This is a genomic window from Gardnerella vaginalis 1500E, assembly GCF_000263595.1.
In the GTDB taxonomy this organism is placed as follows: Bacteria; Actinomycetota; Actinomycetes; order Actinomycetales; family Bifidobacteriaceae; genus Bifidobacterium; species Bifidobacterium vaginale_E.
Window position 1 is genome coordinate 55,722 of record NZ_ADES01000027.1, and the last position, 23,368, is coordinate 79,089.

General features: G+C 42.9%; 18 protein-coding genes. 10 read left to right on the plus strand and 8 right to left on the minus strand.

Features of this window, described 5'->3' with window-relative positions; all coding sequences use genetic code 11:
• Positions 1-33 precede the first annotated feature (33 nt).
• From valS to CGSMWGV1500E_RS00195, 4 genes are all read right to left on the minus strand, one after another.
• Complete coding sequence (valS, locus tag CGSMWGV1500E_RS00210; protein ID WP_004129628.1) at positions 34-2,793, minus strand: valine--tRNA ligase; 2,760 nt, start codon at positions 2,791-2,793, stop codon at positions 34-36.
• Positions 2,794-2,840: 47 nt separating this feature from the next.
• The gene (locus tag CGSMWGV1500E_RS00205; RefSeq protein ID WP_004129630.1) at positions 2,841-4,331 is read right to left on the minus strand and encodes an ABC transporter substrate-binding protein; all 1,491 of its coding nucleotides are present in this window, start codon (positions 4,329-4,331) and stop codon (positions 2,841-2,843) included.
• Positions 4,332-4,467: 136 nt separating this feature from the next.
• Positions 4,468-5,139, minus strand: coding sequence for an endonuclease III (nth, locus tag CGSMWGV1500E_RS00200; protein ID WP_004129633.1), 672 nt, complete (start codon positions 5,137-5,139; stop codon positions 4,468-4,470).
• A 9-nt stretch (positions 5,140-5,148) separates the two neighbouring features.
• A complete protein-coding gene (locus CGSMWGV1500E_RS00195; RefSeq protein WP_004129634.1) occupies positions 5,149-5,997 on the minus strand; it encodes a winged helix-turn-helix transcriptional regulator in 849 nt (282 codons plus the stop codon).
• A gap of 273 nt (positions 5,998-6,270) precedes the next feature.
• On the opposite strand from CGSMWGV1500E_RS00195, the gene CGSMWGV1500E_RS00190 reads away from it, so the two are divergent.
• Complete coding sequence (locus CGSMWGV1500E_RS00190; RefSeq protein WP_004129637.1) at positions 6,271-7,062, plus strand: hypothetical protein; 792 nt, start codon at positions 6,271-6,273, stop codon at positions 7,060-7,062.
• Positions 7,063-7,153: 91 nt separating this feature from the next.
• Here the strand turns inward: CGSMWGV1500E_RS00190 and CGSMWGV1500E_RS00185 are convergent, their stop codons facing one another.
• On the minus strand, positions 7,154-7,648 hold the full coding sequence (locus tag CGSMWGV1500E_RS00185) for an inorganic diphosphatase (protein WP_004129639.1): 495 nt from the start codon (positions 7,646-7,648) through the stop codon (positions 7,154-7,156).
• A gap of 189 nt (positions 7,649-7,837) precedes the next feature.
• Here CGSMWGV1500E_RS00185 and CGSMWGV1500E_RS00180 point away from each other — a divergent pair, with 189 nt between their 5' ends.
• The 4 genes from CGSMWGV1500E_RS00180 (at position 7,838) to pgl (ending at position 13,865) form a co-directional block, all read left to right on the plus strand.
• On the plus strand, positions 7,838-10,312 hold the full coding sequence (locus CGSMWGV1500E_RS00180; RefSeq protein WP_004129640.1) for an acyltransferase family protein: 2,475 nt from the start codon (positions 7,838-7,840) through the stop codon (positions 10,310-10,312).
• A 131-nt stretch (positions 10,313-10,443) separates the two neighbouring features.
• Complete coding sequence (gene zwf / locus CGSMWGV1500E_RS00175) at positions 10,444-12,024, plus strand: glucose-6-phosphate dehydrogenase (protein WP_004129642.1); 1,581 nt, start codon at positions 10,444-10,446, stop codon at positions 12,022-12,024.
• Positions 12,021-12,962, plus strand: a complete 942-nt coding sequence (locus CGSMWGV1500E_RS00170; protein WP_004129644.1) for a glucose-6-phosphate dehydrogenase assembly protein OpcA — start codon at positions 12,021-12,023, stop codon at positions 12,960-12,962. Before zwf ends, CGSMWGV1500E_RS00170 begins: the two co-directional genes overlap by 4 nt.
• Before the next feature lie 78 nt (positions 12,963-13,040).
• Positions 13,041-13,865, plus strand: a complete 825-nt coding sequence (gene pgl, locus CGSMWGV1500E_RS00165; protein WP_004129646.1) for a 6-phosphogluconolactonase — start codon at positions 13,041-13,043, stop codon at positions 13,863-13,865.
• Between the two features lie 245 nt (positions 13,866-14,110).
• Here pgl and gndA read toward each other — a convergent pair whose 3' ends face one another.
• Positions 14,111-15,565, minus strand: a complete 1,455-nt coding sequence (gene gndA / locus CGSMWGV1500E_RS00160; RefSeq protein WP_004129648.1) for an NADP-dependent phosphogluconate dehydrogenase — start codon at positions 15,563-15,565, stop codon at positions 14,111-14,113.
• A 362-nt stretch (positions 15,566-15,927) separates the two neighbouring features.
• On the opposite strand from gndA, the gene nrdH reads away from it, so the two are divergent.
• The 5 genes from nrdH to CGSMWGV1500E_RS00135 all read left to right on the plus strand — a co-directional run bounded on the left by nrdH (position 15,928) and on the right by CGSMWGV1500E_RS00135 (position 21,152).
• The gene (nrdH, locus tag CGSMWGV1500E_RS00155) at positions 15,928-16,188 is read left to right on the plus strand and encodes a glutaredoxin-like protein NrdH (RefSeq protein WP_004129649.1); all 261 of its coding nucleotides are present in this window, start codon (positions 15,928-15,930) and stop codon (positions 16,186-16,188) included.
• Between the two features lie 3 nt (positions 16,189-16,191).
• Positions 16,192-16,692, plus strand: a complete 501-nt coding sequence (gene nrdI / locus CGSMWGV1500E_RS00150; RefSeq protein ID WP_004129651.1) for a class Ib ribonucleoside-diphosphate reductase assembly flavoprotein NrdI — start codon at positions 16,192-16,194, stop codon at positions 16,690-16,692.
• A gap of 77 nt (positions 16,693-16,769) precedes the next feature.
• Positions 16,770-19,004: a class 1b ribonucleoside-diphosphate reductase subunit alpha gene (gene nrdE, locus CGSMWGV1500E_RS00145; protein WP_155114891.1), complete on the plus strand. Its 2,235-nt coding sequence runs from the start codon at positions 16,770-16,772 to the stop codon at positions 19,002-19,004.
• A gap of 111 nt (positions 19,005-19,115) precedes the next feature.
• Positions 19,116-20,195, plus strand: a complete 1,080-nt coding sequence (gene nrdF / locus CGSMWGV1500E_RS00140; protein WP_004129655.1) for a class 1b ribonucleoside-diphosphate reductase subunit beta — start codon at positions 19,116-19,118, stop codon at positions 20,193-20,195.
• A gap of 363 nt (positions 20,196-20,558) precedes the next feature.
• Complete coding sequence (locus CGSMWGV1500E_RS00135; protein WP_004129658.1) at positions 20,559-21,152, plus strand: hypothetical protein; 594 nt, start codon at positions 20,559-20,561, stop codon at positions 21,150-21,152.
• Positions 21,153-21,503: 351 nt separating this feature from the next.
• Here the strand turns inward: CGSMWGV1500E_RS00135 and CGSMWGV1500E_RS00130 are convergent, their stop codons facing one another.
• Together CGSMWGV1500E_RS00130 and CGSMWGV1500E_RS00125 are read right to left on the minus strand one after the other, a co-directional pair.
• On the minus strand, positions 21,504-22,676 hold the full coding sequence (locus tag CGSMWGV1500E_RS00130; RefSeq protein WP_004129661.1) for a hypothetical protein: 1,173 nt from the start codon (positions 22,674-22,676) through the stop codon (positions 21,504-21,506).
• A 34-nt stretch (positions 22,677-22,710) separates the two neighbouring features.
• Positions 22,711-23,364, minus strand: a complete 654-nt coding sequence (locus tag CGSMWGV1500E_RS00125) for a response regulator transcription factor (RefSeq protein WP_004129674.1) — start codon at positions 23,362-23,364, stop codon at positions 22,711-22,713.
• Positions 23,365-23,368 lie beyond the last annotated feature (4 nt).

The window sequence follows — 23,368 nt, forward strand, 5'->3', positions numbered from 1 at the left end:
TAATTATTTTCGATTACTTGCAATTACTGGCAATTACTTCTTTTTTGCAGGAGCTTCGCCAAGTTCGCTTTGAGCAACAGAAACGTTTACGTTAGCTGCATCAGATTCCGCAGATTCAGATTCAGAAGAATCTCCAGTATCTGCAGCCTTAACAGCGTTAAGCTTTACTTCTCCAGTAACGCGACCCGCTTCAGCAACGTCATCCAAAGTAGCTTCAACAGCCTTATAAGCGTTTTCTGCTACGTTCAAAGTCACTTGCAAAATAGGAGTCTTCACAGAAACTTTTGCTTCGGACTTAATCTTGCGCAAAGTAGCCAAAGCCTCACCTGCATAAGCCAAAGTGTCTGCAGAAACACCGTTTGCAGCAGCCTCGTAAGCCTTAGCGCATGGCCAGCTTGCACGATGCACAGAACCTTCGCCGTCATGCATCCAGCTCCACACTTCTTCCGTAGCGTAAGGCAAGTAAGGAGCAAGCAGGCGAGCCAAAGCATCGAGCGCAAGACCAAGAGTTGTGCGAGCAGACTTTACAGCAGCTTCGCTTGGAGTACGTCCAGTGGATTCTGCAGTACCGTAAGCACGATTCTTTGCAAGCTCAATGTAATCGTCACAGAACTCCCAGAAGAAGGTTTCGATTGCTTCCAAAGCCTTAGAATGCTCGTAAGATTCAAGCGCATCAGTTGCAGTACGAATAACGGATGCAAGCTTTGCCATAACAGAGCGATCCAAAACTTCCGTAACGTCTGCAAAATTCCAGTCCGCTGTAGCAGACTCAAGAACCTGATGCTCCTCATCTTCGCGGCCAATTGCGAGCGCAAACTTCGTAGCGTTCAAAAGCTTAATCGCAAGACGGCGACCAATCTTCATTTGACCTTCGTCGTAAGTTGCATCCAAGCCGAGTTTTGCAGAAGTTGCCCAGTAGCGTACAGCATCCGCACCAAACTCTTCAATTGGCTTATTTGGCACAACCACGTTGCCCTTAGATTTAGACATCTTCTTGTGGTCTGGGTCAAGAATCCAGCCAGAAAGCGCAGCATGCTTCCAAGGCAAGCAGCCGTTTTCAAGATGCGCGCGGTCAACCGTGCTAAATAGCCAAGTACGAATAATATCCTGGCCTTGTGGGCGCAAATCCATTGGGAAAGTAGCCTTAAACAAAGCTTGATTTTCCTCACCTGGCTCTTCCCAACGAGTCACAATTTGTGGAGTTAAGGAAGATGTTGCCCAAGTGTCCATAATGTCTTGCTCAGCAGTAAAGCCGTTTGGCTGATCTCGCTGAGATTCGTCGAATCCTTCTGGAACGTCAATAGTTGGGTCGATTGGCAAACGATCTTCGCTAGGCGTCAAAGGATGCTCGTAATCCACTTCCCCATTTTCGTTTACCGGATACCAAAGTGGGAATGGTACGCCGAAGAAGCGCTGGCGAGAAATAAGCCAGTCACCGTTCAAACCGTGAACCCAATTCTCGTAGCGCACGCGCATAAAGTCTGGGTGGAAGTTAAGTTCCTTGCCGCGCTCAATAAGCTCAGCGTTCAGCTTTTCGTCCGTGCCGCCGTTCTTTAAATACCACTGGCGAGAAGTGACGATTTCCAAAGGCTTATCGCCCTTTTCGTAGAAGTTCGTCATACGCTTTGTTGGCTTTGGATCGCCTTCCATATCTCCAGCAGCTTGCAAAGCTTCAACAACTTCCTTGCGAGCAGAGAACGTGGTTTTACCAGCAATTTTCTCAAACATTTCACGGCCAGACTCATCCGTAATCCAATCAGGAGTGGTCATCACAATGCGGCCGTTACGCTGAATAATTGGTCGAGTTGGCAAACTCAAGTCGCGCCACCACTCAACGTCTGTTACGTCACCGAAAGTGCAGCACATTGCAATGCCGGCACCCTTGTCCATTTGAGCAGCAGAATGAGCCAAAATCGGAACCTTCACCTTAAACAGTGGCGAATAAACTTCCTGACCAAAGTACTTCTTGTAACGCTCATCTTCTGGATTTGCAATCAAAGATGTGCAAGCAGCAAGTAATTCTGGGCGCGTGGTTTCAATATAAATTGGCGTACCATCTTCGAAACGGAACGCAATCTTATGGTAGAAACCAGGATATTCGCGCGATTCAAGCTCTGCCTGAGCAACAGCAGTCTGGAATGTAACATCCCACAAGCCTGGAGCATCTTTTTGATAAGCTTCTCCGCGCGAAAGATTGCGCAAGAATGCTTTTTGTGCAACTCGGCGAGGCTGCTCGCCAATAGTGTGGTAAGTTTGCGACCAGTCTACAGAAAGACCAAGCCTGCGCCACAAAGCTTCAAAAAGCTTCTCATCTTGGGAAGTCAAGCGCTCGCAAAGCTCAATAAAGTTCTGTCGGCTTACAGGAACCTGATCTTTAGCTTCAATCTTCTTGCCTTCCGTGCCTTCAAACGGCGGCTTAAAATCAGGATCATATTTAAGCGAAGTATCTACTCGCACGCCGTAATAGTTTTGCACGCGGCGCTCTGTTGGCAATCCGTTATCATCCCAACCCATTGGGTAGAACACGTCAAAGCCTTGCATGCGCTTATAACGTGCAATAACATCCGTATGCGTGTAAGAGAATACGTGACCTACATGCAAGTGGCCACTAACGGTTGGAGGTGGAGTATCAATAGAATATACGGCCTTGCGGTCGCGGGAATTATGGAAAGCGTAAGTTTTAGCTTCGTCCCAATTACTACGCCACTTGTCTTCAAGACCATCAACACCAACCTTGTTAGGCAAAGGTGTTAAATGTGCGTGTTTTACTGCGTTATTATCCTGTTCACTCATGAACTGAATATTAGAAACTCAGTTCGACAACGCAAATCTTACGCTTTCTACTTCACGCTTACATCGTGCAATGGAAGCAGCTGATCTGTCATATTCTGTGTGTAACCGCTTATATTAGACTTTACAGCCATTATGCTTTTACGAGCATAAAGCCAGTGCGCTGCAGCATTATTGCTTACTTCACGCGCATAAGCACGAACATTTGCTTCATATTCGGAAGCATTTCTTGAGTGGACTGCATTCTCCCAAGCCTGCTGAGCTCTAGAATCCTGCAAAACAAACGGCGAGCCACTTTCTGCAAAAGCACCTTCATCTAAAGTATTACTCAAAGTTGTAAGAGCAATATCATATTTGCCTTCGCTTATACGCTGTTGCAAAGTTTTTTGATCAACCTCTTCAAGATTGACCTTAAAACCACTTACAGAGCCAATTTGCTTCGACAGTTCGCGGCCAACATCGCCTTCACCTTGTGGAACAAGGAAGCTAATAGTTCCTAAATAATTTGAGCTGAAGTAATGGAAAAGTGGACCAGCTTTTGAAGGATTATAAGGATACAATCCAGTTAAATCTTCATATCCTGTTGAAAGAGGATCAATAGGTCCACCTACAGGAACGCCACCATTACCATCGGCAGACATCACTGTTTGCATATTCATAGCGTATCGAGCAGCTTTACGCGCTTGCTCATCACAGAAAATAGATGCAACAGTCGAGTTAAATGCGAGGAATCGAACGCGAGTGCTTTGACCTTCAACCATTTTTGTATTCGCAATAGCAGCAAGACGCTTGTTTTCATTGCCTTCAAGCGGAACAGCCATCTGAATATTGCCCTTTTCCATAGCATCTGCCAAAGCGGTATCACTATCAAAATATTGCAAAGTAATACTTGCGCAAGATGCAGGCGTACCCCAATATCTATTGTTGCGCACAAGTACCAAAGAATGTCCTTTATTGTAACTGCTAACAGTAAAAGGACCAGTTCCTAAAGCACCATTCGCATAATCAATAGCAACAGCTTTAGTGTCATACACTATTCCAGCTCTACCCGAAAGTCGACGTAAAAGTAAAGCGTTAGGCTTTGTGAGCGTAAAAACTACAGTATGATTATCTGGGTTAGCAACTGTTTTAATAGTGTTTAAAGCTTCATAACCTGGATAATTATTAGTAATTCCTTGCTGCAATGATTGCAACACAGAATCCGAATTCATAACGTCACCGTTGGAGAATCGCACACCTTGGCGCAAATTAAAACGATACGTTAATCCATCTTGAGAAACATCCCAAGACTGTGCCAGACCAGGCTGCAAACTGTTATCGTCACCACGTTTTACAAGAGTTTCATACACGTTGCCAATTAACGCCTGCTGCAAAGAATCACTGCTATCTTTACGAATATCAAGAGAATCTGGAGCCGTTCTTAATCCGACTTTTAATACAGAATTACCAGCAGGATGCGTAAAAGAATCAATAGGCGAACGCCCCTGGTATATCTGCCATCCACACCACAAAACACCAATCATTACTACAGAGACAACCATGAATACAACCCATGGAACCCAACCTGCACTAGAACGACTATGAGATGATCTGTAAGTACGATATGCGTATTTGCCTGTTCTTGACATAGTTCATAGTTTATATCAACAACTGAATGTAGAACAACACACAATTGCATTAAACGAATATATTAGACGAAGGACATGTTGTTTTTAGAGGGCATGAAGCGCATCTGGGATTGCGAGCAGTGCATATTTTTCTGCCGTGCAAAATAAGACGGTGAGAAAGATTAGTCCAATCTGCAGGGTCAAAATAAGATGTTATTTCCTTCTCAATAGATTCTGGATTTGCATACTTTTTAGGCTTATTGCAATCTCTACGCCAACCTAAACGGCCTGTGACGCGTATTACGTGAGTATCTACAGGAAAACCAGGCAATCCAAAAGCATTCCCTCTAACAACATTAGCCGTTTTACGACCAACTCCAGGCAAAGATGTTAAATCTTCCATTCTTGAGGGGACTACGCCATGAAAATCGCTTTCCAAACGCACAGACAGCGCAATAATATGCTGAGCTTTTACTCGATAAAATCCAAGAGGTTTAATAATAGATTCGACTTGCTTAACTGAAGCCGCAGAAAGCGAACGTGAATCTGGAAAAGTATCAAAAAGTTCCGGAGTTACAGAGTTAACTCGCTTATCGGTTGTTTGAGCGCTTAAAACAGTAGCAATAAGCAGCTCAAAAGGATTAGAAAAATTAAGCGCACATTTAGGATCAGGTATTTCCTTGCAAAGAAGCGCATACTCTTCGTGCATACGCGCAAGTTTTTCCTGTTTTGATTCTTTCATACTACAACTTTATAAGTTCGTTGAAGAAACATCTGCATTAGATACAGTATCTTGTAAATTTTTAGAGACACTGTCCGAAGCACTGGAATCAGAAGTTAATTCACCATTTGAATCGTTGGGAGCATCTTCATTCACATCGCTATTTTCTTCCGCCTCAGACGGATCAAAACGATACCCAACATTTCTTACCGTACCAATTAAATGCTCGTACTCAACACCAAGCTTAGCGCGAAGACGTCGAATATGAACGTCAACTGTTCGAGTGCCACCGTAGTAGTCGTATCCCCAAACTTCCTGAAGCAAATGTGCTCTAGTAAACACTCTCCTAGGATTCTGCACAAAATACTTTAGCAATTCAAATTCTTTATAAGCTAAATCAACAGGACGGCCATGCAAACTCACTGTATAACTGCGCATATCAACAACAAGATCACCTGAGCGCATTGTTCCATCATCAACAGCAGAATCATTAATTTGAGAATCATGAGATTGAACGAACGACCCATTACTTGCAATACGCTGAGAAGCTAAGCGCAATCTTCCTTCTACTTCCGCAGGGGAAGCGCTTGTAAGAACAACGTCATTAATATTCCACGAGGAATTTACTACAGTAAATCCACCTTCTGTAAGAACTAATACGACTGGAACTGTAATATTTTCAGCACGCAAAATAGCGCATAAAGATTTAACCAAAGCCAAATCTTCACGAGCATCAATTAGAAGAACTGTTTGCGCAGGAAGTTTAGATAAACTTGCAGAATCTAACGAAAGGACGCGCACTCTATGAGAAAGCAGTGCCAGAGAAGGCAAAACAGTTGCCGGAGAAGCGCACGAAGTCATCAACGTAATATCGGTCATGTGATGCCTCCAGCCAACAAATAATGTAATGCCAAATACAAGCCTTTACAGGAATTGTAAACCATGCTACGAAAAATATCGACTTACCTTTAATTTATTTCGCATAAAGTTGCGTCAACAATACAGCAATCCAAAAGTTCTGTGTAATCAACAATCGCAAAAAATAAGTGCAGGTTGTAAGCTACATTAGTAATAAGAAATAAGTAATATGTAGCAAGTTTATACATATATTACTATTCATAAGAGCGAATATTTACCTTAAATAGGAGTGCTATGAGCGACGAAACACATATCTGCAATAAACAAGTGCAGAACGATGCTACTTCTTGTACTAGCACTCAAAAACAAGCACATATTCCTCACACTAATTTTCTAGCAATGATTGCAAGCCAGATTTTTGTTGTGATGCTAATTGCAGGAGCATCTGCACTACCAATAGCAACAGCAAAAATAACTCTTGTTGTTTGCGCGCTTATACTTTTAGCTTTCCTTACTTTTTGGCCGCTGCACGGAAATGTTATTGATCGAGCTATTGCTTTACTATCCTGCATAGCTTCAGCATGGTGCGCAACTCTTGCGCTAAAAGGCTGGCTTCCACAAAGCGTTATTATTGACAATGAAACTGTTTCAATGAGTAAATTCATTGCAGCAATACGACCTTATGAACGCTGGTCTGTGTCATTTGCGCTAATTCTTGTAGCAGCAACATTCATAACTTTCTTAAGACAAATGTTACGCGAAAACCGCACAAATTTAGTTAGAAACCTTTCTCACACTCTAACAGCAAGTATTGCTTGTGCAGCTCTTCCCGGCTGGATGTTTTTGCCTTCTATTATTAGATTTATGCCATCTTTGCGCAACACAGAAGGCGGAATATTTGTTGCTGCACTATGCATATTGATGGTAATTTTGCTTTCCGGACTATCGTATTTGTGGGTTAGAAATAATTGCAAAAACTACTACGAAAATAACGTGACTAACAACATTGCTATTTCGTTACTTCCAATAATGTTTTCAGGAATGTTGATTTATATTGCAGGACTTGGTATGCTAGTGGTTGCATGAAAATGCATTATAGGTTTCCCTTGTGAGTTTATTTTTTTAACTATTTTTTCCATGAACTCACAGGGGAATTTTTTTATTCAAAAAGCGAAACTTATTTTTCGCTTTCTTCCAGACGCTTGCGAGCCGCGACGATTTCCTTCTCAGCTTGATCTACACCAGCCCAGAAGTCACCAGGAAGAACTTCCTTACCTGGTTCCAAAGCCTTGTACTGCTCGAAGAAGTGCTTAATTTCTGCCTTGTGATACTCGTTCACATCATCAACATCCTTAATGTCGTCGAAACGAACGTCTGCTGGAACGCACAAAACCTTATCGTCTCCGCCAGCTTCATCAACCATGTGATACAAGCCAACAGCGCGGCACTCAACAACGCATCCTGGGAATACGGAGTTTGGAATCATAACAAGAGCATCAAGCGGATCGCCATCTTCGCCCAAAGTTCCTTCAATGTATCCGTAATCATCTGGGTAACCCATTGCTGTGAAAAGGGTACGATCCAAGAAAACACGACCGGTTTCGTGATCCACTTCATACTTGTTCTTAGAACCACGTGGGATTTCTACCACAACGTTAAAAGTTTCTGCCATTTTGGCTCCTTTATTATCTTTAATAACAATTGACACAACTGTTATATTTCACTTTAGCGCGCACTAAAGAAAGCATTATTTCAAAACACGCTTTGAGGTTCAAAAGTGTCGAAAGACACAGTTATTATGGCTCTGTTTTACACATAATATGTGCACATACAAAAGCATGGTTGACGAAGCGCAGGCAAGATGACAAAAAAGAAACGCGTGAATACTCCCACTGTTTCACTGGCCAATAAAAACTTCCGCCAAAAGGAAGCTGAGGCAGCAAATAATGCTAGTAAAACACTCGTAAATAAAAAGCTTGCAAATGAAAGCGCTAAATCAACTAATACTGTTAGTGAAGTAAAAAATCAGGTTGAATCTAAAAGAAATCCTGCAATAGATGGATTGCGCGCTTTAGCAATTATTGGAATTGTTTGCTTCCATATGCGTCCAATCGTACTTTCTGGAGGATTTTTAGGAGTAACGCTATTTTTAGTTTTAGCTGGATACTTTTGTACACATTCCATACTTCGCTATTTAGACTCTCAAAAAAGTGCCGAAACTAGCAGCAGTACAAGCGCCAAAACAAACGGAAATACAAGTAGCAATGCAAACAGCATTGAGAAAAGTAAAACAAAAACTGGCGAATTTAAAAGATTAATCACTTGCTACTTTAATTATATTTGGCATCGCTTAAAGCGAATTTGGCCGCCAACACTTGGAATTATTGGAGTTAGCGCACCAATAATGTGGATTTTTTCGCCAAGTCTACTTCCAAAATTACAAGCGGATGCTTTTTCTGGAGCTGGCTTCTTTAGCAACATAATGTACGTTGCGCGCAAACTATCGTACTTTGAGCAAACAGGATTGCCTTCCCCAATTAAACACTTATGGTATCTTGGCTTAATCATGCAAGCATTCGTTGTGTGGCCGCTTATTCTTACAGCCCTCGTAAAGCTTGTTAAACGCGCAATTACTCGCATGTATATTACTGCAGGATTGGCAATACTTTCTACAATACTTACATTTACTTTTGCCTACATGTTTGGCAATTACACTACTCCAGCTCGCGTCTATTATTCTCTTGACACAAGGGCATCGGAATTCCTGCTAGGCGCAATGCTGGCAATGTATGGGGCTTGGTTTACCAAACATTCATTACATGCTTGGATTATTCGCGCATTTTATTGGATTCGTGGCAATAAGCATGCAATAGTTAAGATTTCCACAAAATTGCCGAAATCTTTTATTACTAGCTCTTCTTCAAACAAGACTTATGCTGAAGAGAATGCTGCAAAATCTCCTGCTGAAAATAGTATTCCAGAAGATTTGCGAGCTGGATTACAAATTGATTTATCTGATAATGCTGAATTATTGCAAGATAACTACAAGAATACAGATTTAGAAGATTCTTCTAAATCTGAAATACGCGAACTTCCAGATAACGTATTTACCGCCCCAAAAACAGTGTTTTGCAAACCTTTGCACGCGTGGCAAAGATCCTTAATAGGTATTGTTACAACAATAGTTCTGATTTTGTGCTTTGTTTATGCAGACGGCACATCCTCAGCATTTACTTTTGGCGGATACACTTTAACAGCAGCAATCTGTGCGCTAATACTGTGGTCTTGCACTCAAACTGATAATATTTGCTCAAAAATTTTCGCATTTGCGCCGTTGTCTTATCTTGGAAAGCGCGCATTTGCTATTTATTTAGTACACTTCCCAATTTTGGAATTGTGCAATCCTGCCACAAGAACAACAACTGTTTCTTGGGAAGAGCAGATTTTTCAAGCTGTAGTAATTGTTGCAGTAGCAGAATGTTTCTATCAACTATTTGAAAAACAAACAGAAAAACATCTGCAAAAATTGGCACATTTCGTAGCATTAGCAATAGTTTGCGTAATAACTATTTTCTTAATTGCTTTGCCGTTGAATTGGAATAGCATTGCACAGCAACGCGCAATACAAATTCGACCAGAACTAACTGTAAATGCTTCTAAAAATGTTGAAGCAGAAAAAACAAAAACTAATAAGAAGGCAAACGCATCCGCTTCAAATAAGAAAACAAAAGGATTGCACAAGACCGTAGTAAAACAAGCGATTCCGCCAAAACCATCAAAATATCCTGTGCTTTTCCCAATTGCAGAAAAAGTTCCGCAAAATCTTTCCGCATCACACACTCGTATTGATAAAAAGCACAACACTTGCTCAGTAAACTTAACTATGGTAGGCGACTCTATTACCGAAGGCGCAAAACCATACTTGCTACAAGTAATGCCTAATGCTTATATTGACGGAAAAGTAAGCAGGCAGATTTTCCACGGAGCTGACGAATACGCTCAAGATATTTCGAACAAACATGCTGGGGATGTTGTTATTTACGCGCTAGGAACAAACGGCCCGCCTCACGACGACAGCGTTCTGCAGCACATGGTAGATGTTGCTAAGGGTAAGCCTGTTTATTTCGTTACAACTAGAGTTCCACAGCCATGGCAAGACGTTACCAACGACCGCCTGCGTAAGTTTGCTCAAACTCATCCTAATGTTGGCATTATTGACTGGTATGGTTTGAGTAATGGTCACTCGGAATATTTGACTGACGATGGCGTGCATTTAACCCCAGTTGGCGGTCCAAAATACGCAAAAATGATTCGACTCGCGCTATGCGGAGCCTGATTTATCAATAAAATAAATTTTGGCATAACTACGAGTATTTTGCGCGCGATACAAGCAAATCCTATAACGAATCGCAATGAAAATAACGACTCGTGTAGGAAAAATAGCAGCGAAATATTACGATAGTATGTATGACTGAGTTGAGGATTCCTTTTAACACGCAACACACTGCTGATGATGCGGCTGCGTGGACGAACCCATTACGAGATCCTAGAGATTTACGTTTGGCTCGCATTGCCGGCCCGTGCAGTTTAGTAATTTTTGGTATTACTGGCGATTTAGCACGCAAAAAACTTATGCCAGCCGTATACGACTTGGCTAATCGAGGGCTTTTACCACCAGGATTTGGTTTAACTGGTTTTGCGAGAAGAGACTGGACGGACGAGCATTTCGTAAACTTTGTGCGCGAAAATATTGAGCAACACTGCCGCACACCATTTCGTGAGTCAACTTGGATTAATCTTGCAAAAGGAATACGCTTTGTGCGCGGCACTTTTGACGACGCGTCTGCGTTTGAACGTTTAAGCAAAACAGTAAACGAATTAGATAGAGATCGCGGCACGCGCGGAAACCACGCATTTTACATGTCTATTCCTCCTTCAAGCTTCCCTATTGTTGCTCAACAGTTGGCAGCGTCTGGACTTTCTCACTCTTCCGAGCACGCGTGGCGTCGCGTAATTATTGAAAAGCCTTTCGGGCATGATTTAGCGAGCGCTCGCGAATTAGACCGCGTCGTTTCAGAAGTTTTTGATCCTAATTCCGTATTTAGAATCGACCATTACTTAGGTAAGGAAACCGTGCAAAATTTGCTGGCTTTCCGTTTTGCTAACGCAATGTACGAGCCGATTTGGAACGCAAATTATGTTGATCACGTGCAAATTACGATGGCTGAAGACATTGGTATTGGCGGACGTGCCGGCTACTACGACGGAATTGGTGCTGCGCGCGATGTGATTCAAAACCACTTGCTTCAACTTATGGCACTGACTGCTATGGAAGAACCTGTAAGTTTCCGCGCTAGCGATTTGACTGCAGAAAAAACGAAGGTTTTATCTGCAGTTCGTTTGCCTCACGATTTGGCCGCAAATACTGCTCGAGGACAGTACGCAGCAGGCTGGCAAGGATCTTACAAAGCAGTTGGTTACTTGGAAGAACAAGGAATCGACCCTAAAAGCACTACTGAAACGTATGCTGCTGTGCGACTAGACGTTGACACTCGCCGCTGGGCTGGAGTCCCATTCTATTTGCGCACTGGAAAACGTTTAGGCAAGCGCGTTACGGAAATTGCTGTGATTTTTAAGCGCGCTCCGCACTTGCCGTTTGAATCAACTGCTGTTCGAGAGCTTGGTAGCAATGCTATTGTTATTCGCGTGCAGCCGGATGAGGGCGTTACTATGCGTTTTGGAGCGAAAGTTCCTGGCGGAACTGCTATGGAAGTCCGCGACGTTTCTATGGACTTTAGTTACGGACGTTCGTTTACTGAAAGTTCGCCTGAAGCTTATGAACGTCTGATTCTTGACGTTCTTCTTGGCGAGCCTCCACTGTTCCCAACTACTGAAGAAGTAGATTTGAGCTGGAAGATTCTCGACCCTATTGAGGAATTCTGGAGTTCACTTGGCACACAGCCACAGCCGTATCGCGCTGGAACTTGGGGACCTAAGGAAGCAGACTACATGCTTGCTCGTAATAATCGCCATTGGAGGCTGCCATGATTATCAACCTTCCTGATACTAATACCAGTAAAATTTCGCAAAAAATCGACGAATTGCACGAAGAGCGTGGAGAATCCGCAACTGGGCGCGTGCTTACTCTTTTAATCGACACAGATCTTCAAGAATTAGAACATGCTCTTGAAGCTGCTAATGCTGCGAGCCGCGAGCATCCTTGCCGCGTTATTGCTATGGTTCGCGACTGGTCTAGCGAGCATGCTGCTGAGCGCGGAGAAATTGTGCCAAATCTTGACGCTCAAGTGCGTTTTGGTGCTGATGCTGGAGCTGGCGAGATTATTATTTTGTATCCGCATAACGGTTTGGTTCGTCATCCGGATACGCTTGTTATTCCACTACTTGTGCCAGATGCGCCGATTGTAGCCTGGTGGCCAACGAACGCTCCGGAAGACCCTGCTCACGATTTGCTTGGAGCTATGGCTAGTAGCAGAATTACTGATGCTCAGCGCGCAGACGACACTCTTAAAACTGTTCAAAACTTGCGCAAAAACTGGTCTCCGCAAGATGCAGACTTATCTTGGACGCGTCTTACTCCATGGCGTGCACTTTTGGCTTCTATGCTCGATCAACCTCCGCATTTGCCAATTACTAGCGCAAAAGTTACTGGCCCTACTCACTACGTTTCTCTGCATTTACTTGCATCTTGGCTTAAGAGTAGCTTGCGCGTGCCTGTAGAAATAGTTGAGAATCCTGATGCTAAAGCTATTACTTCCGTAACTTTAGAGCGTGAGGATGGCACTTTGTCTCTTACTCGCCCTGCTGGAGGAGATCAGGCTTTAATTAGCCTTCCCTATCAGACCGCTCAACCTATTGCGCTTCCTATTCGCACTTTGGATGATTGCTTAAGTGAGGAATTGCGACGAATTGATCCGGACGAAATTTACGCACAGCTGGTGAGAGATAATCCTGAAGAAAACAATTAAGTCTATAAAAATACACAACGCGTGAAACAACTTGTGAAACAGCGTGTGAAACATTTTTAATTGCATAAAAGGAATGACATGACAGATAATGAAGTTACTTTTGCACACAACGCAAACATCTACGTCTACAATAATCCCGATGTACTCTCAGCCGTCGCAGCTCAACGCTTAGTAACGTTTATTATGGAGTCACAAAATAATGTGCAAAATCTAAACAAACCATTCCATTTACTTCTTACTGGCGGCACGGATTCAATACGCATGTTCCAAATGCTTGCTAGCAACCCACTTTTGCCAGCGATTAATTGGAATTTAGTGCATATTTGGTGGGCAGATGAGCGTTTCGTAGCTTACGATAGCGAGGATCGCAACGCACGTAAAACTCGCGAAGCTTTGCTTAACTTACTTACTTCTAACAAAGCTTTGGCAGAATCTCATATTCACGAGATGCCTGCAGATGAGCGCAACGCAGAGGAAATTGCAAAAGCCAGCGACGCTGAAAATGACGCTATTTTAGATGCGGCAGCACACGACTATGAGGAAGAAATTATAGGATTACTTGGACCAGAACCGGTGTTTGATTTAGCAATTCTTGGCATGGGCACGGACGCACATATGGCTTCGCTTTTCCCAGGATTGCCACAAGTTAATAATCGCGAGCGCATTGTTGTTGGAGTAAATCACTCCCCTAAACTTCCGCCAATGCGATTGTCGCTTACAGTTCCCGTGCTGGCTCACAGTCGTCGCACTTGGTTCTTGACTGCCGGAGCAGAAAAGGGAGCTGCTTTAATGAATACACTTTCGGGAGCTAATAATCCTGAATATCCTGCGTCTTTTGCAAACGGCACCGACGAAATCGCTTGGATGACAACAGCGGAAACACTGCAAGCTGCAATTCAATAATCTGCATAATATTCAGCCAACTAAAAGTTGAATAAACATAGCAGAGCGGCGCATTTGGGAAAATCAACTCCTAAAAACATGGCGCATTTGCGAAAACGAATGCAAAATCGTTGAAATTCCAAGGGAAACAACCGATTTAGAAAAATTAATAAAATTCGGCAATAAAATATATTACAAAGAGCAGAATAACATACAGGCCTTTGCATTGTTATGCAGAGGCCTGTTAGTTATAAATATTATTTGATTTAATCTTGCTTTACTTCCGGACGATTAGGATCCGCCCACAAAGTGTGGAATACGCCAGACTCATCGATGCGACCGTAAGTGTGCGCGCCGAAGAAATCGCGCTGAGCCTGAATAAGCGAAGCTGGCAAACGCTTGGAACGCAATCCATCGTAGTACGCAAGCAAGCTAGAGAATGCTGGAACAGGCACTCCATGCTCAACTGCACGCGCAATAACACGACGCCAAGCAGCTTGAGACTTTTCAATAGCATCCTTAAAGTACGGTGCAAAAAGCAAAGAAACGCTTGCTTCACCAGACTCAAAAGCCTCGGAAACGCGGTTCAAGAACTGAGCGCGAATAATGCATCCGCCTCGCCAAATGCGAGCAACAGCAGCCTGGTTAATCTTCCAATCATGCTCAATTGCAGCAGCCGCAATCTCATCGAAGCCCTGAGCGTAAGAAACAATCTTAGAAGCGTATAAAGCTTGGCGAATATCCTCAATAAACGCCTTACGCTCAGCATCATTCAAATCAAAATGCATATCTGGCCCAGTCAAACCCTGGCTTTCGGCAGCTTCACGCAAAGCAACTTGGCTTGAAAGTCCGCGAGCAAACACAGCTTCGGCAATACCCGTAACTGGTATTCCTAGAGAAAGCGCAGACTGTACAGTCCAAGTACCAGTGCCCTTCATGCCAGCATGGTCCACCATCATCTCAACCAAAGGCTTACCAGTCTTAGCATCCTTTTGGCGAAGCACATCAGCCGTAATCTCAATCAAATAAGAATCAAGCTCGCCCTTATTCCACTCGCTAAATACGTCCGCAATTTCATCAGACTTCATACCCAAGCCGCGAAGCATTAAATCGTAGCTTTCGGCAATAAGCTGCATATCTGAGTACTCAATACCGTTGTGAACCATCTTCACAAAATGACCAGCACCGTCGGTGCCAATATGCGTTACGCAAGGCTCACCTTCTGCAACAGCCGCAATAGACTTCAAAATAGGCCCAAGAGTCTCCCAAGATTCCTCAGTGCCACCAGGCATCATTGAAGGGCCGCGCAAAGCACCTTCTTCGCCACCGGAAACACCGCAACCAACGTAATGAAGACCACGCGCACGAATGCTGCGCTCTCTGCGAATCGTGTCTTCAAAATAAGAGTTTCCGCCATCGACGATAATATCTCCAGGCTCCATAGCATTTGCAAGCTCTTCAATAACAGCATCCGTAGGAGCACCAGCTTTTACCATAATAATCGCCGTGCGCGGACGCTTTAGAGAAGCCACAAATTCTTCAACAGTTTTAGCTGGAACGAAAGCACCCTCAGTGCCGTGCTCATTCATTAACGTTTCAGTTCGCGAATAATGACGATTATAAACTGCCACAGTATTTCCGTGATGCGCAAGATTTCGCGCTAAATTAGATCCCATTGCAGCCAAGCCAACAACGCCAATATTTGCCTGAGCTTGAGTCATTACGACACCTCTTATCTTGTTGTTATATTTTCGTTTCTGCGCTACTCCCCTTCAGGAAACACACTTTTTAATTTTATCGGCCTATATGCACAAGATTTTCGATGCAAAAAATGCAAGTTACACTAAGTAAATTTTGTGATATAAATTACATTTTTAATACAAACAAATCGTTCTCAAAATCTCCAAAAAAGTACGACACGCTTACAAACACGCGGATTTTGTAAATATAAACAATAACTATATGTAGTGTTTGAATAATCGACACACCACTACAAATAGTAATTATGAGTAGTATGCTGACTTTTGGCTTTTGTGCTAACACCGCGGAATCTAACGATTCCCCATCACCAGAGGAGATTGAAATGACAATTACAGTGTTTACAAAACCTCATTGCCCACAGTGTGATGCCACTAAACGACAGTTCACAAAACTTGGCGTGAACTTCGAAACTGTAGACTTATCAAAAAGCCCTGAAGCACTGGATCAATTGCGCAACGCTGGATACCGTCAAGCACCTGTAGTTATTGCGCCAGACACATCATGGAGCGGTTACCGCCCAGATTTAATCGCGCAAATTGCGGATAAACTCGGAACTTCCTCAGAAACAGCAAAAGAAGCATGATAAATGTGTGAACAAGAAAGAATCCAACAGCCAAGCGAGCCAGAATCTCGCGCACAAGGCGAATCAATCGGAGCTGTAGTCTACTTTTCATCAGTTTCCGAAAACACATTACGCTTCGTGCAAAATTGCGATTTTCCTAGCAACAATGTAAACGTGTATCGCATACCGCTTCGACCAAAAGACCCGGAATTAAATGTGCGCGAACCGTACGTGCTAATCGTACCAACTTACGGCGGCGGAAATATTGCAAAAGCAATACCAATGCAAGTACGCAAATTCCTAAACAATCGCGAAAATCGTTCGTTTATTCGCGGAGTAATTTCTTCCGGAAACACGAATTTTGGAGACGCTTATTGCGCTGCAGGCGGTCAGATTGCAGGAAAGTGCGCAATCCCAAATATGTATTCGTTTGAGTTGACAGGAACTCAAGAAGATATTGAAAAAGTAGCGCAGGGAATACCTAGATTTTTAAGGCAATTAAAAGAAGCAGAAGAAACTAAATAATCAAAATAAGTAAAAGAATCAAAAAACAATCAGCGTTTGAAAAGCAAAAATAACGCATGAAGAAAGGAATCAATCAAATGAATAGCACGGATCCGATGAGCGAATCTACTTCGCTTAATCTTGATCACACTGACTCCAGCGAAACTGCAAACGCAGCTGCTAGCAGCACAGCAGAACGCATTCGCAACAGCCGCGATTACCACGTTCTTAACGCTATGCTCGGTCTTTTTGATCCAGAAAAAGGCATTCAGTTCGACAAGGACCAGGAAGCAGAAAAGATTTACGTTTCGGGTTACGTGCAAGAACACAGCATGAAGTTTGCTTCAACTCGCGAGCGCTTGAACTATTTGATTGACAACTACTACTACAACGGCAATGTGTTCGGAAAGTACAGCGACGAGTTTCTAGATAAGTTCTACGAGCACGCAGAATCCGCTCACCACACTTTTGGCACTTTCTTGGGCGCTTTTAAGTTCTACACTTCTTACGCTTTAAAGACTTTTGACGGCAAGCAATATTTGGAAAACTTCGCTCAGCGTGCAGCTGCAGTCGCTTTGGAACTTGCCGATGGTGACGAAAAGGCTGCACTCAACTATTTGGACGAGATGCTTGCAGGGCGATTCCAGCCAGCCACTCCAACGTTCTTAAATCTTGGTAAAGCCCAGCGAGGCGAGGCTGTGAGCTGCTTCCTCGTGCGTTTGGAAGATAACATGGAGTCTATTGCGCGCGGAATTAATTCTGCTTTGCAGCTTTCTAAGCGCGGCGGCGGCGTAGCTCTGCTTCTTACTAATTTGCGCGAGCTCGGCGCTCCTATTAAGCGCATTGAGAATCAGTCGAGTGGCGTTGTGCCTGTTATGAAACTTTTGGAAGATTCATTCTCTTACGCTAATCAGCTTGGCGCTCGTCAGGGCGCTGGCGCTGTGTATATTAGCGCACATCACCCAGATATTATGCGATTCCTTGATACTAAGCGTGAGAATGCGGACGAAAAGATTCGCATTAAGTCTCTTTCTTTGGGCGTTGTGATTCCAGATATTACTTTCGAACTTGCTAAGCGTAAGGAAAAGATGGCTTTGTTTAGCCCTTACGACGTTGAGCGCGAATACGGAAAGCCTTTTGCAGACATTTCTGTTACAGAACATTACGATGAGATGGTTGCAAATCCTCGCATTCACAAGAAGTACATTGATGCTCGCGAATTCTTTATGACGATTGCGGAAATCCAGTTTGAATCTGGCTACCCTTACATTTTGTTTGAGGATACTGTGAATCGCACGAATCCTATTGAGGGCCGCATTACTATGAGTAACTTGTGCTCCGAGATTTTGCAAACTCAAGAAGCAAGTACTTACAATGCAGACTTGTCTTATAGCCACGTTGGCCGCGATATTTCTTGCAACCTTGGCTCTCTTAATATTGCTAAGGCAATGGATGGAAACTTAGGCACAAGCGTTGATTTGGCTGTGCGCGCGCTCACTTCTGTTTCGGAGCACACTTCGATTGATTCCGTGCCTTCGATTCGTCGCGGCAACGCAGAAGGCCATGCTATTGGCTTGGGTCAAATGAATTTGCACGGTTTCCTTGCTCGCGAACACATGCAGTACGGAAGCGAGGAAGCGCTTGACTTTACAGACATGTACTTTATGACGGTTGCTTACCACGCTTATAAAGCTTCTCACGATTTGGCTGTGGAGCGTGGCCGCGCTTTTGCAAGCTTTAAGACTAGCGCCTACGCTAAGCCTGCAGGCAAAGGCAACTACTTCGATAAGTACACTGATGGCAGCCGCTCGCTTGAGCCTAAAACTCAAGCGGTTCGCGATTTGTTTGCTCGTTTTAACGTTGCGATTCCAACCGTTTCGGACTGGGAGCAGTTGCGCGACGATATTTTGCGCGACGGCATTTACAACGAGTATTTGCAAGCTGTCCCTCCAACTGGTTCCATCTCGTACATCAACCATTCCACGAGTTCGATCCACCCGATTGCTTCTCGCATTGAGATTCGCAAAGAAGGCAAAGTTGGACGCGTCTACTACCCTGCCGCTTATATGACGAACGACAATATGCAGTACTTTAAGGATGCTTACGAAGTTGGTTGGAAGGCGATTATTGACACTTACGCTGAAGCGACTCAGCATGTGGATCAGGGATTGTCGCTTACTTTGTTCTTCCCAGACACTACGACTACTCGCGATTTGAACAAGGCTCAGATTTACGCGTGGCGTAAGGGCATTAAAACTCTTTACTACATTCGTATTCGCCAAAAAGCTTTGGAAGGTACGGAAATCGAGGGTTGCGTAAGCTGCACGCTGTAAATCGTAGCGCTAAAAATCGCAGCGACGTAAATCTATCAGCGTAAATCTTTCGCAAATTAAATCAAAAACTTAAAAATTTTATAAAACGTAAACACAAGATCAGGAGTAATTATGACAGAACTCGATCCAACAGCACTACGCAGTAGTCTCGATAAGCCTTTCGGCACGAACCGCGTAATCGCAGATGACTCTATGATGGCAGCTTCCATCACACCAGCTCAATACCGCTACCATCACGGTTCGCGTGTGCGCCCAGTTAATTGGAATAATATTGTTGACGACAAGGATTTGGACGTTTGGAATCGTCTTATCGCTAACTTCTGGCTTCCAGAAAAAGTGCCACTGAGCAACGATATTCCTTCTTGGCGTTCCCTCACCGATCTTGAGCGCAAGACAACTACTCGCGTTTTTACAGGATTGACTTTGCTTGATACCAGTCAGGCAACTATTGGTGAGCTTTGCCAGATTGAGCACGCTCGCACTGAGCACGAGCAGGCTATTTACACGAATATTGCTTTTATGCAGTCGATTCACGCTCGCTCCTACTCCTCTATTTTCTCCACTCTTTGCTCTAGCGAGGAGATTGACGAAGCTTACCGTTGGGCTGTTGGCAACGACGTTTTGCAGCAGCGAGTTACCACTGTGCTTTGCGAGTATGAGAGCGAAGATCCGCTTAAGCGCAAGATTGCAGCAACTATGCTTTCTTCACTTCTTCTTTACGCAGGCTTCTACCTTCCGCTTTACTTTGCTTCTCGCGGAAAGATGATGAACACTGCCGACATGATTCGTTTGATTTTGCGCGATAAGGCGATTCACGGCTATTATTCCGGCTACAAGTTCCAGCGCGGTCTGGAGCTTAGAAGCGAAAACGATAAGAAGAATCTTGAAAAGTTCACTATGAACTTGCTTGACACTTTGTACGATTTGGAAGTTGAGTATTCTGGTCAGATTTATGAAGGATTTGACTTCCACGATGACGTTTTTGACTTCGTTCGTTACAACGCTAACAAGGCTTTGATGAACCTTGGCTACCCTGCTAAGTACAGCGAAGAAGAGACTCACGTAAGCCCTGAGATTCTCGCAGCTCTTTCTCCTGCAGCCGACGAAAATCACGACTTCTTCTCCGGCTCTGGTTCCAGCTACATTATGGGCAAGTCGGTTGAAACTGACGACGATGATTGGGACTTCTAATCTCACAGTTTGCTAACTGACTGATTTACTAAATAACTGAATAACTAACTGATTGGTTAGCTAATTATCTTAATTAGCTAACCAATTTTAATTTAGTTAGGTTAATTATTGCAGCAAAATAGATCCTATATAAAAGCTAGAAGTCAAAAAATAACACAGGTCACTCAGCCTTTATGCTACACTATGTGAAAAGGAACCGGTCTTGTTGATTTGTTTATGCAAAAATCAGCAGTGCCGTCACTCCTACTCACGTTCAAACCAAGATTTTTGAACTGAACTGAGCAGGCACTAAAGTTGGAGTTCAAGTTTATAAAGATGACTAACATCCGTTAGACGCATCTAGAAGAAGAAAGAAGTCCATTTATGGGGAAAATGACTTATAAAAAATTACTTTGTGTTGTAGTGCTCTTCAGCTCGCTGGTTGGGCTAGCAGCCTGCGGTAACTCCAAAGCAAACAAACCAGTGCCAACAAAAATAAGCCGTCATTCTACTAAAAAACATTCAAAACCAGTCAAAAAAGCCTCAAAAAAGAAAATCGCCGAAGCTTTTGTAAAGGGACAAGAAGGTACTTTGGAAGCCCTAGGTGAAACTAAACGCGTTATTTGGGACGCTTATCCTGATCAGTTGGCTTACGTTAAAGATGCTTTCTATCACTGGACTCTTCAAGACGACTGGTTCCAGGTTAATACTGGCCATTATATGGTCGTTGACCGTTTGAACAGTTCAGGCATCTTATTAAAGAAACTCCAAAAAGGCATGCCAGTTAAATTAAACGGCAAAGATTACAAAGTGGCGGATTATAAAGACTTTGAGGGTGGCGGAAGCTCGGATAAGTTGCTAAAAGTATTCAAAGAGTACGTTGACCAATTCCCTAAGTCTGCTTACTTTATTCAAACTTGTCTCGATGCCAGAACTTATGGCGGACAACGTCTAGTAGTTCTTGACGTAGCAAAATAGTAAACGATTTAGCCGCAAAATTTAGATTATTCACCAAATTTTGTTGTCTTAAAAAATATTGTTTGTGCATCGACGAGGTTGATGAACAGGCAATGTTTTTTAACTGATTACGAGACAATAGTTACGACCATATCGCGCGGCCGAAATCACGCGTTATCGTGGCAGTTTTGCTAGATTTGCATTTTCTGCCACGATAACGTGTATAAAAAGCAACGAAACAGCATTCTGCATCACAGATTAACTTCTTATTTGCGTTTGCTACGCAAAGGTTCGTCCAAATACTCGATTGAAATAGATCCAAATACTCGATTAAAGCGCAAAAAAGCACAATAATTTATTCTTGCACAATGGCTATTTCTCTACATGAAGTGGAACGTGTACATTAATAATCCACGAATCTCCATCTTCAATAACTTTAAAAGTTCCGCCAACTCGTTCCGCAAGCATCTTATGAAAACGCAGTCCATATCCTAATTGCAAGTTAGAAAGAATACCGCGTTGTGCACTATTTATACACGTAATATGACATTCATGGTCATTAAGCATTACATTCATAGCATATTCTTTAGGCTTTGCAGCATGCTTTTTTACGTTCGCAAGTAGTTCTCTGCAAATATATTCAATTTGAGCACATTCTTCAAAAGGCAAACGCATTGATTGAGAATCTTCAGCAGTTAAATCACTACTCAAGTCAATGGAACCAATATAGCCAAGCTTTTCAAATGACTTTTGTTCACAGTCAAATAAAACACGTAAGCCTGTGCAAAAATCTTTATAACATGTAGTAGATTGCATAACATCGCTAGTGCTTGCAGTTGTAGCATTGTCAAGAAGAGAAATAATATTACGTGCTTTATGAATAGTTGTAGTAGCACATTGAAGAATCTCTCGAGAATTTTCATGCTCTTGGTCATGAGTTGTTTGAGGTTCAATAGATTGTTGGGCCATCATCATAATACTGGAAAGCTCATTAGTTACTTCATCGTGCATGCGAATTGCTGCAATAGTGGCATATTTTTGAAAAACGTTGTAACGCTGTGCAAATAACTGTTCCTGCTGTTGGTGAATAGTAGAAATATAGTATTTTACGATTGCGCTAGAAATAAGAGTGATAAGAAGCCACCACGCTAACACATAAGCGTTTTGAAAATCGCAGATAATAAAGAACCATGAAGATACTCCGCAAGAAGAAAGCACAGTGTACCAAGGTTGAGTAATTACAGCAATTGCCAAACAAATCAATATAGTAAGCATCATAGATGAGTAGTTGATATTTGGCGCAATAATTACCAACGGCATCCAAATAAGCACAATAAAAGATGCTTTACGAGGCCAGATTGCAATACATAAGCAGATTACAATCCATACTATTTCAACCGTAATTGCATGCCAATTAGAGTAGTAATGAAGATTATTATAAGAACAAATTTCAAGAATCAAAGTACAACTTATGATTGCACCAATTCCAATTTTCTGCCAAGCATCATGCGGCAAAAAATTGATCATACGCGTTAATAATTTCATAACTACCTACTTTTACACGTTAATTTCTTACACGTTATATGTCATGCGAATATTTTGCTAGCGCAGCAAGCGCCTGCATTCGACTTCGGACGTGAAGTTTTCCATAAATACGCCGTAAATGCGTGTTGACTGTTGAAACTTTCACATTAAGCTGATCTGCAATCTCTTTCGTAGAATACCCCTGTTTGCACAAGCGCATAATTTCCGATTCTTGAGGAGACAAAACTGAAGTCTTCGGAAGTTGAGAAATCATATTAAATGATTCTTGCGGAGTGTGAAAATAGTCAATATATTGTGGCAATTCTGGACACCCGTAGCTTGTTGCGCGCGATTGGATAGCTGCAACTACGTCTGATAAATTGTCTTTATGTACTAGCGCTTGACCACCTGACTTAGCCACTTGCAATACGTATTCATCTAACATGTAGGAAGTAATGCCGATTAAAACAATATTGCTATTGCGCTCGCGAATTGCCTTAATTACATCAACGCCACTCATTTCTCTCATTGACATATCTACTAAAAGTACGTCAGGAGTATTTTCTGTAACGCAACGATGAATAGCTTGTTTTGCAGAAGAACACATCCATGCACAAACAAAGTTTTCAGGCAAACGACTTTTCAGAAGAAGTTGCATATATCGCAATACAAGCGTGTCATTATCAACAATTGCGTAGGTAGTGTTCATACAA

Bases quoted from the DNA above. Each gene is read 5' to 3' on its own strand.
- valS (WP_004129628.1), bottom strand. From the start codon at position 2,793: ATGAGTGAACAGGATAATAACGCAGTAAAACACGCACATTTAACACCT.
- CGSMWGV1500E_RS00205 (WP_004129630.1), bottom strand. From the start codon at position 4,331: ATGGTTGTCTCTGTAGTAATGATTGGTGTTTTGTGGTGTGGATGGCAG.
- nth (WP_004129633.1), bottom strand. From the start codon at position 5,139: ATGAAAGAATCAAAACAGGAAAAACTTGCGCGTATGCACGAAGAGTAT.
- CGSMWGV1500E_RS00195 (WP_004129634.1), bottom strand. From the start codon at position 5,997: ATGACCGATATTACGTTGATGACTTCGTGCGCTTCTCCGGCAACTGTT.
- CGSMWGV1500E_RS00190 (WP_004129637.1), top strand. From the start codon at position 6,271: ATGAGCGACGAAACACATATCTGCAATAAACAAGTGCAGAACGATGCT.
- CGSMWGV1500E_RS00185 (WP_004129639.1), bottom strand. From the start codon at position 7,648: ATGGCAGAAACTTTTAACGTTGTGGTAGAAATCCCACGTGGTTCTAAG.
- CGSMWGV1500E_RS00180 (WP_004129640.1), top strand. From the start codon at position 7,838: ATGACAAAAAAGAAACGCGTGAATACTCCCACTGTTTCACTGGCCAAT.
- zwf (WP_004129642.1), top strand. From the start codon at position 10,444: ATGACTGAGTTGAGGATTCCTTTTAACACGCAACACACTGCTGATGAT.
- CGSMWGV1500E_RS00170 (WP_004129644.1), top strand. From the start codon at position 12,021: ATGATTATCAACCTTCCTGATACTAATACCAGTAAAATTTCGCAAAAA.
- pgl (WP_004129646.1), top strand. From the start codon at position 13,041: ATGACAGATAATGAAGTTACTTTTGCACACAACGCAAACATCTACGTC.
- gndA (WP_004129648.1), bottom strand. From the start codon at position 15,565: ATGACTCAAGCTCAGGCAAATATTGGCGTTGTTGGCTTGGCTGCAATG.
- nrdH (WP_004129649.1), top strand. From the start codon at position 15,928: ATGACAATTACAGTGTTTACAAAACCTCATTGCCCACAGTGTGATGCC.
- nrdI (WP_004129651.1), top strand. From the start codon at position 16,192: ATGTGTGAACAAGAAAGAATCCAACAGCCAAGCGAGCCAGAATCTCGC.
- nrdE (WP_155114891.1), top strand. From the start codon at position 16,770: ATGAATAGCACGGATCCGATGAGCGAATCTACTTCGCTTAATCTTGAT.
- nrdF (WP_004129655.1), top strand. From the start codon at position 19,116: ATGACAGAACTCGATCCAACAGCACTACGCAGTAGTCTCGATAAGCCT.
- CGSMWGV1500E_RS00135 (WP_004129658.1), top strand. From the start codon at position 20,559: ATGGGGAAAATGACTTATAAAAAATTACTTTGTGTTGTAGTGCTCTTC.
- CGSMWGV1500E_RS00130 (WP_004129661.1), bottom strand. From the start codon at position 22,676: ATGAAATTATTAACGCGTATGATCAATTTTTTGCCGCATGATGCTTGG.
- CGSMWGV1500E_RS00125 (WP_004129674.1), bottom strand. From the start codon at position 23,364: ATGAACACTACCTACGCAATTGTTGATAATGACACGCTTGTATTGCGA.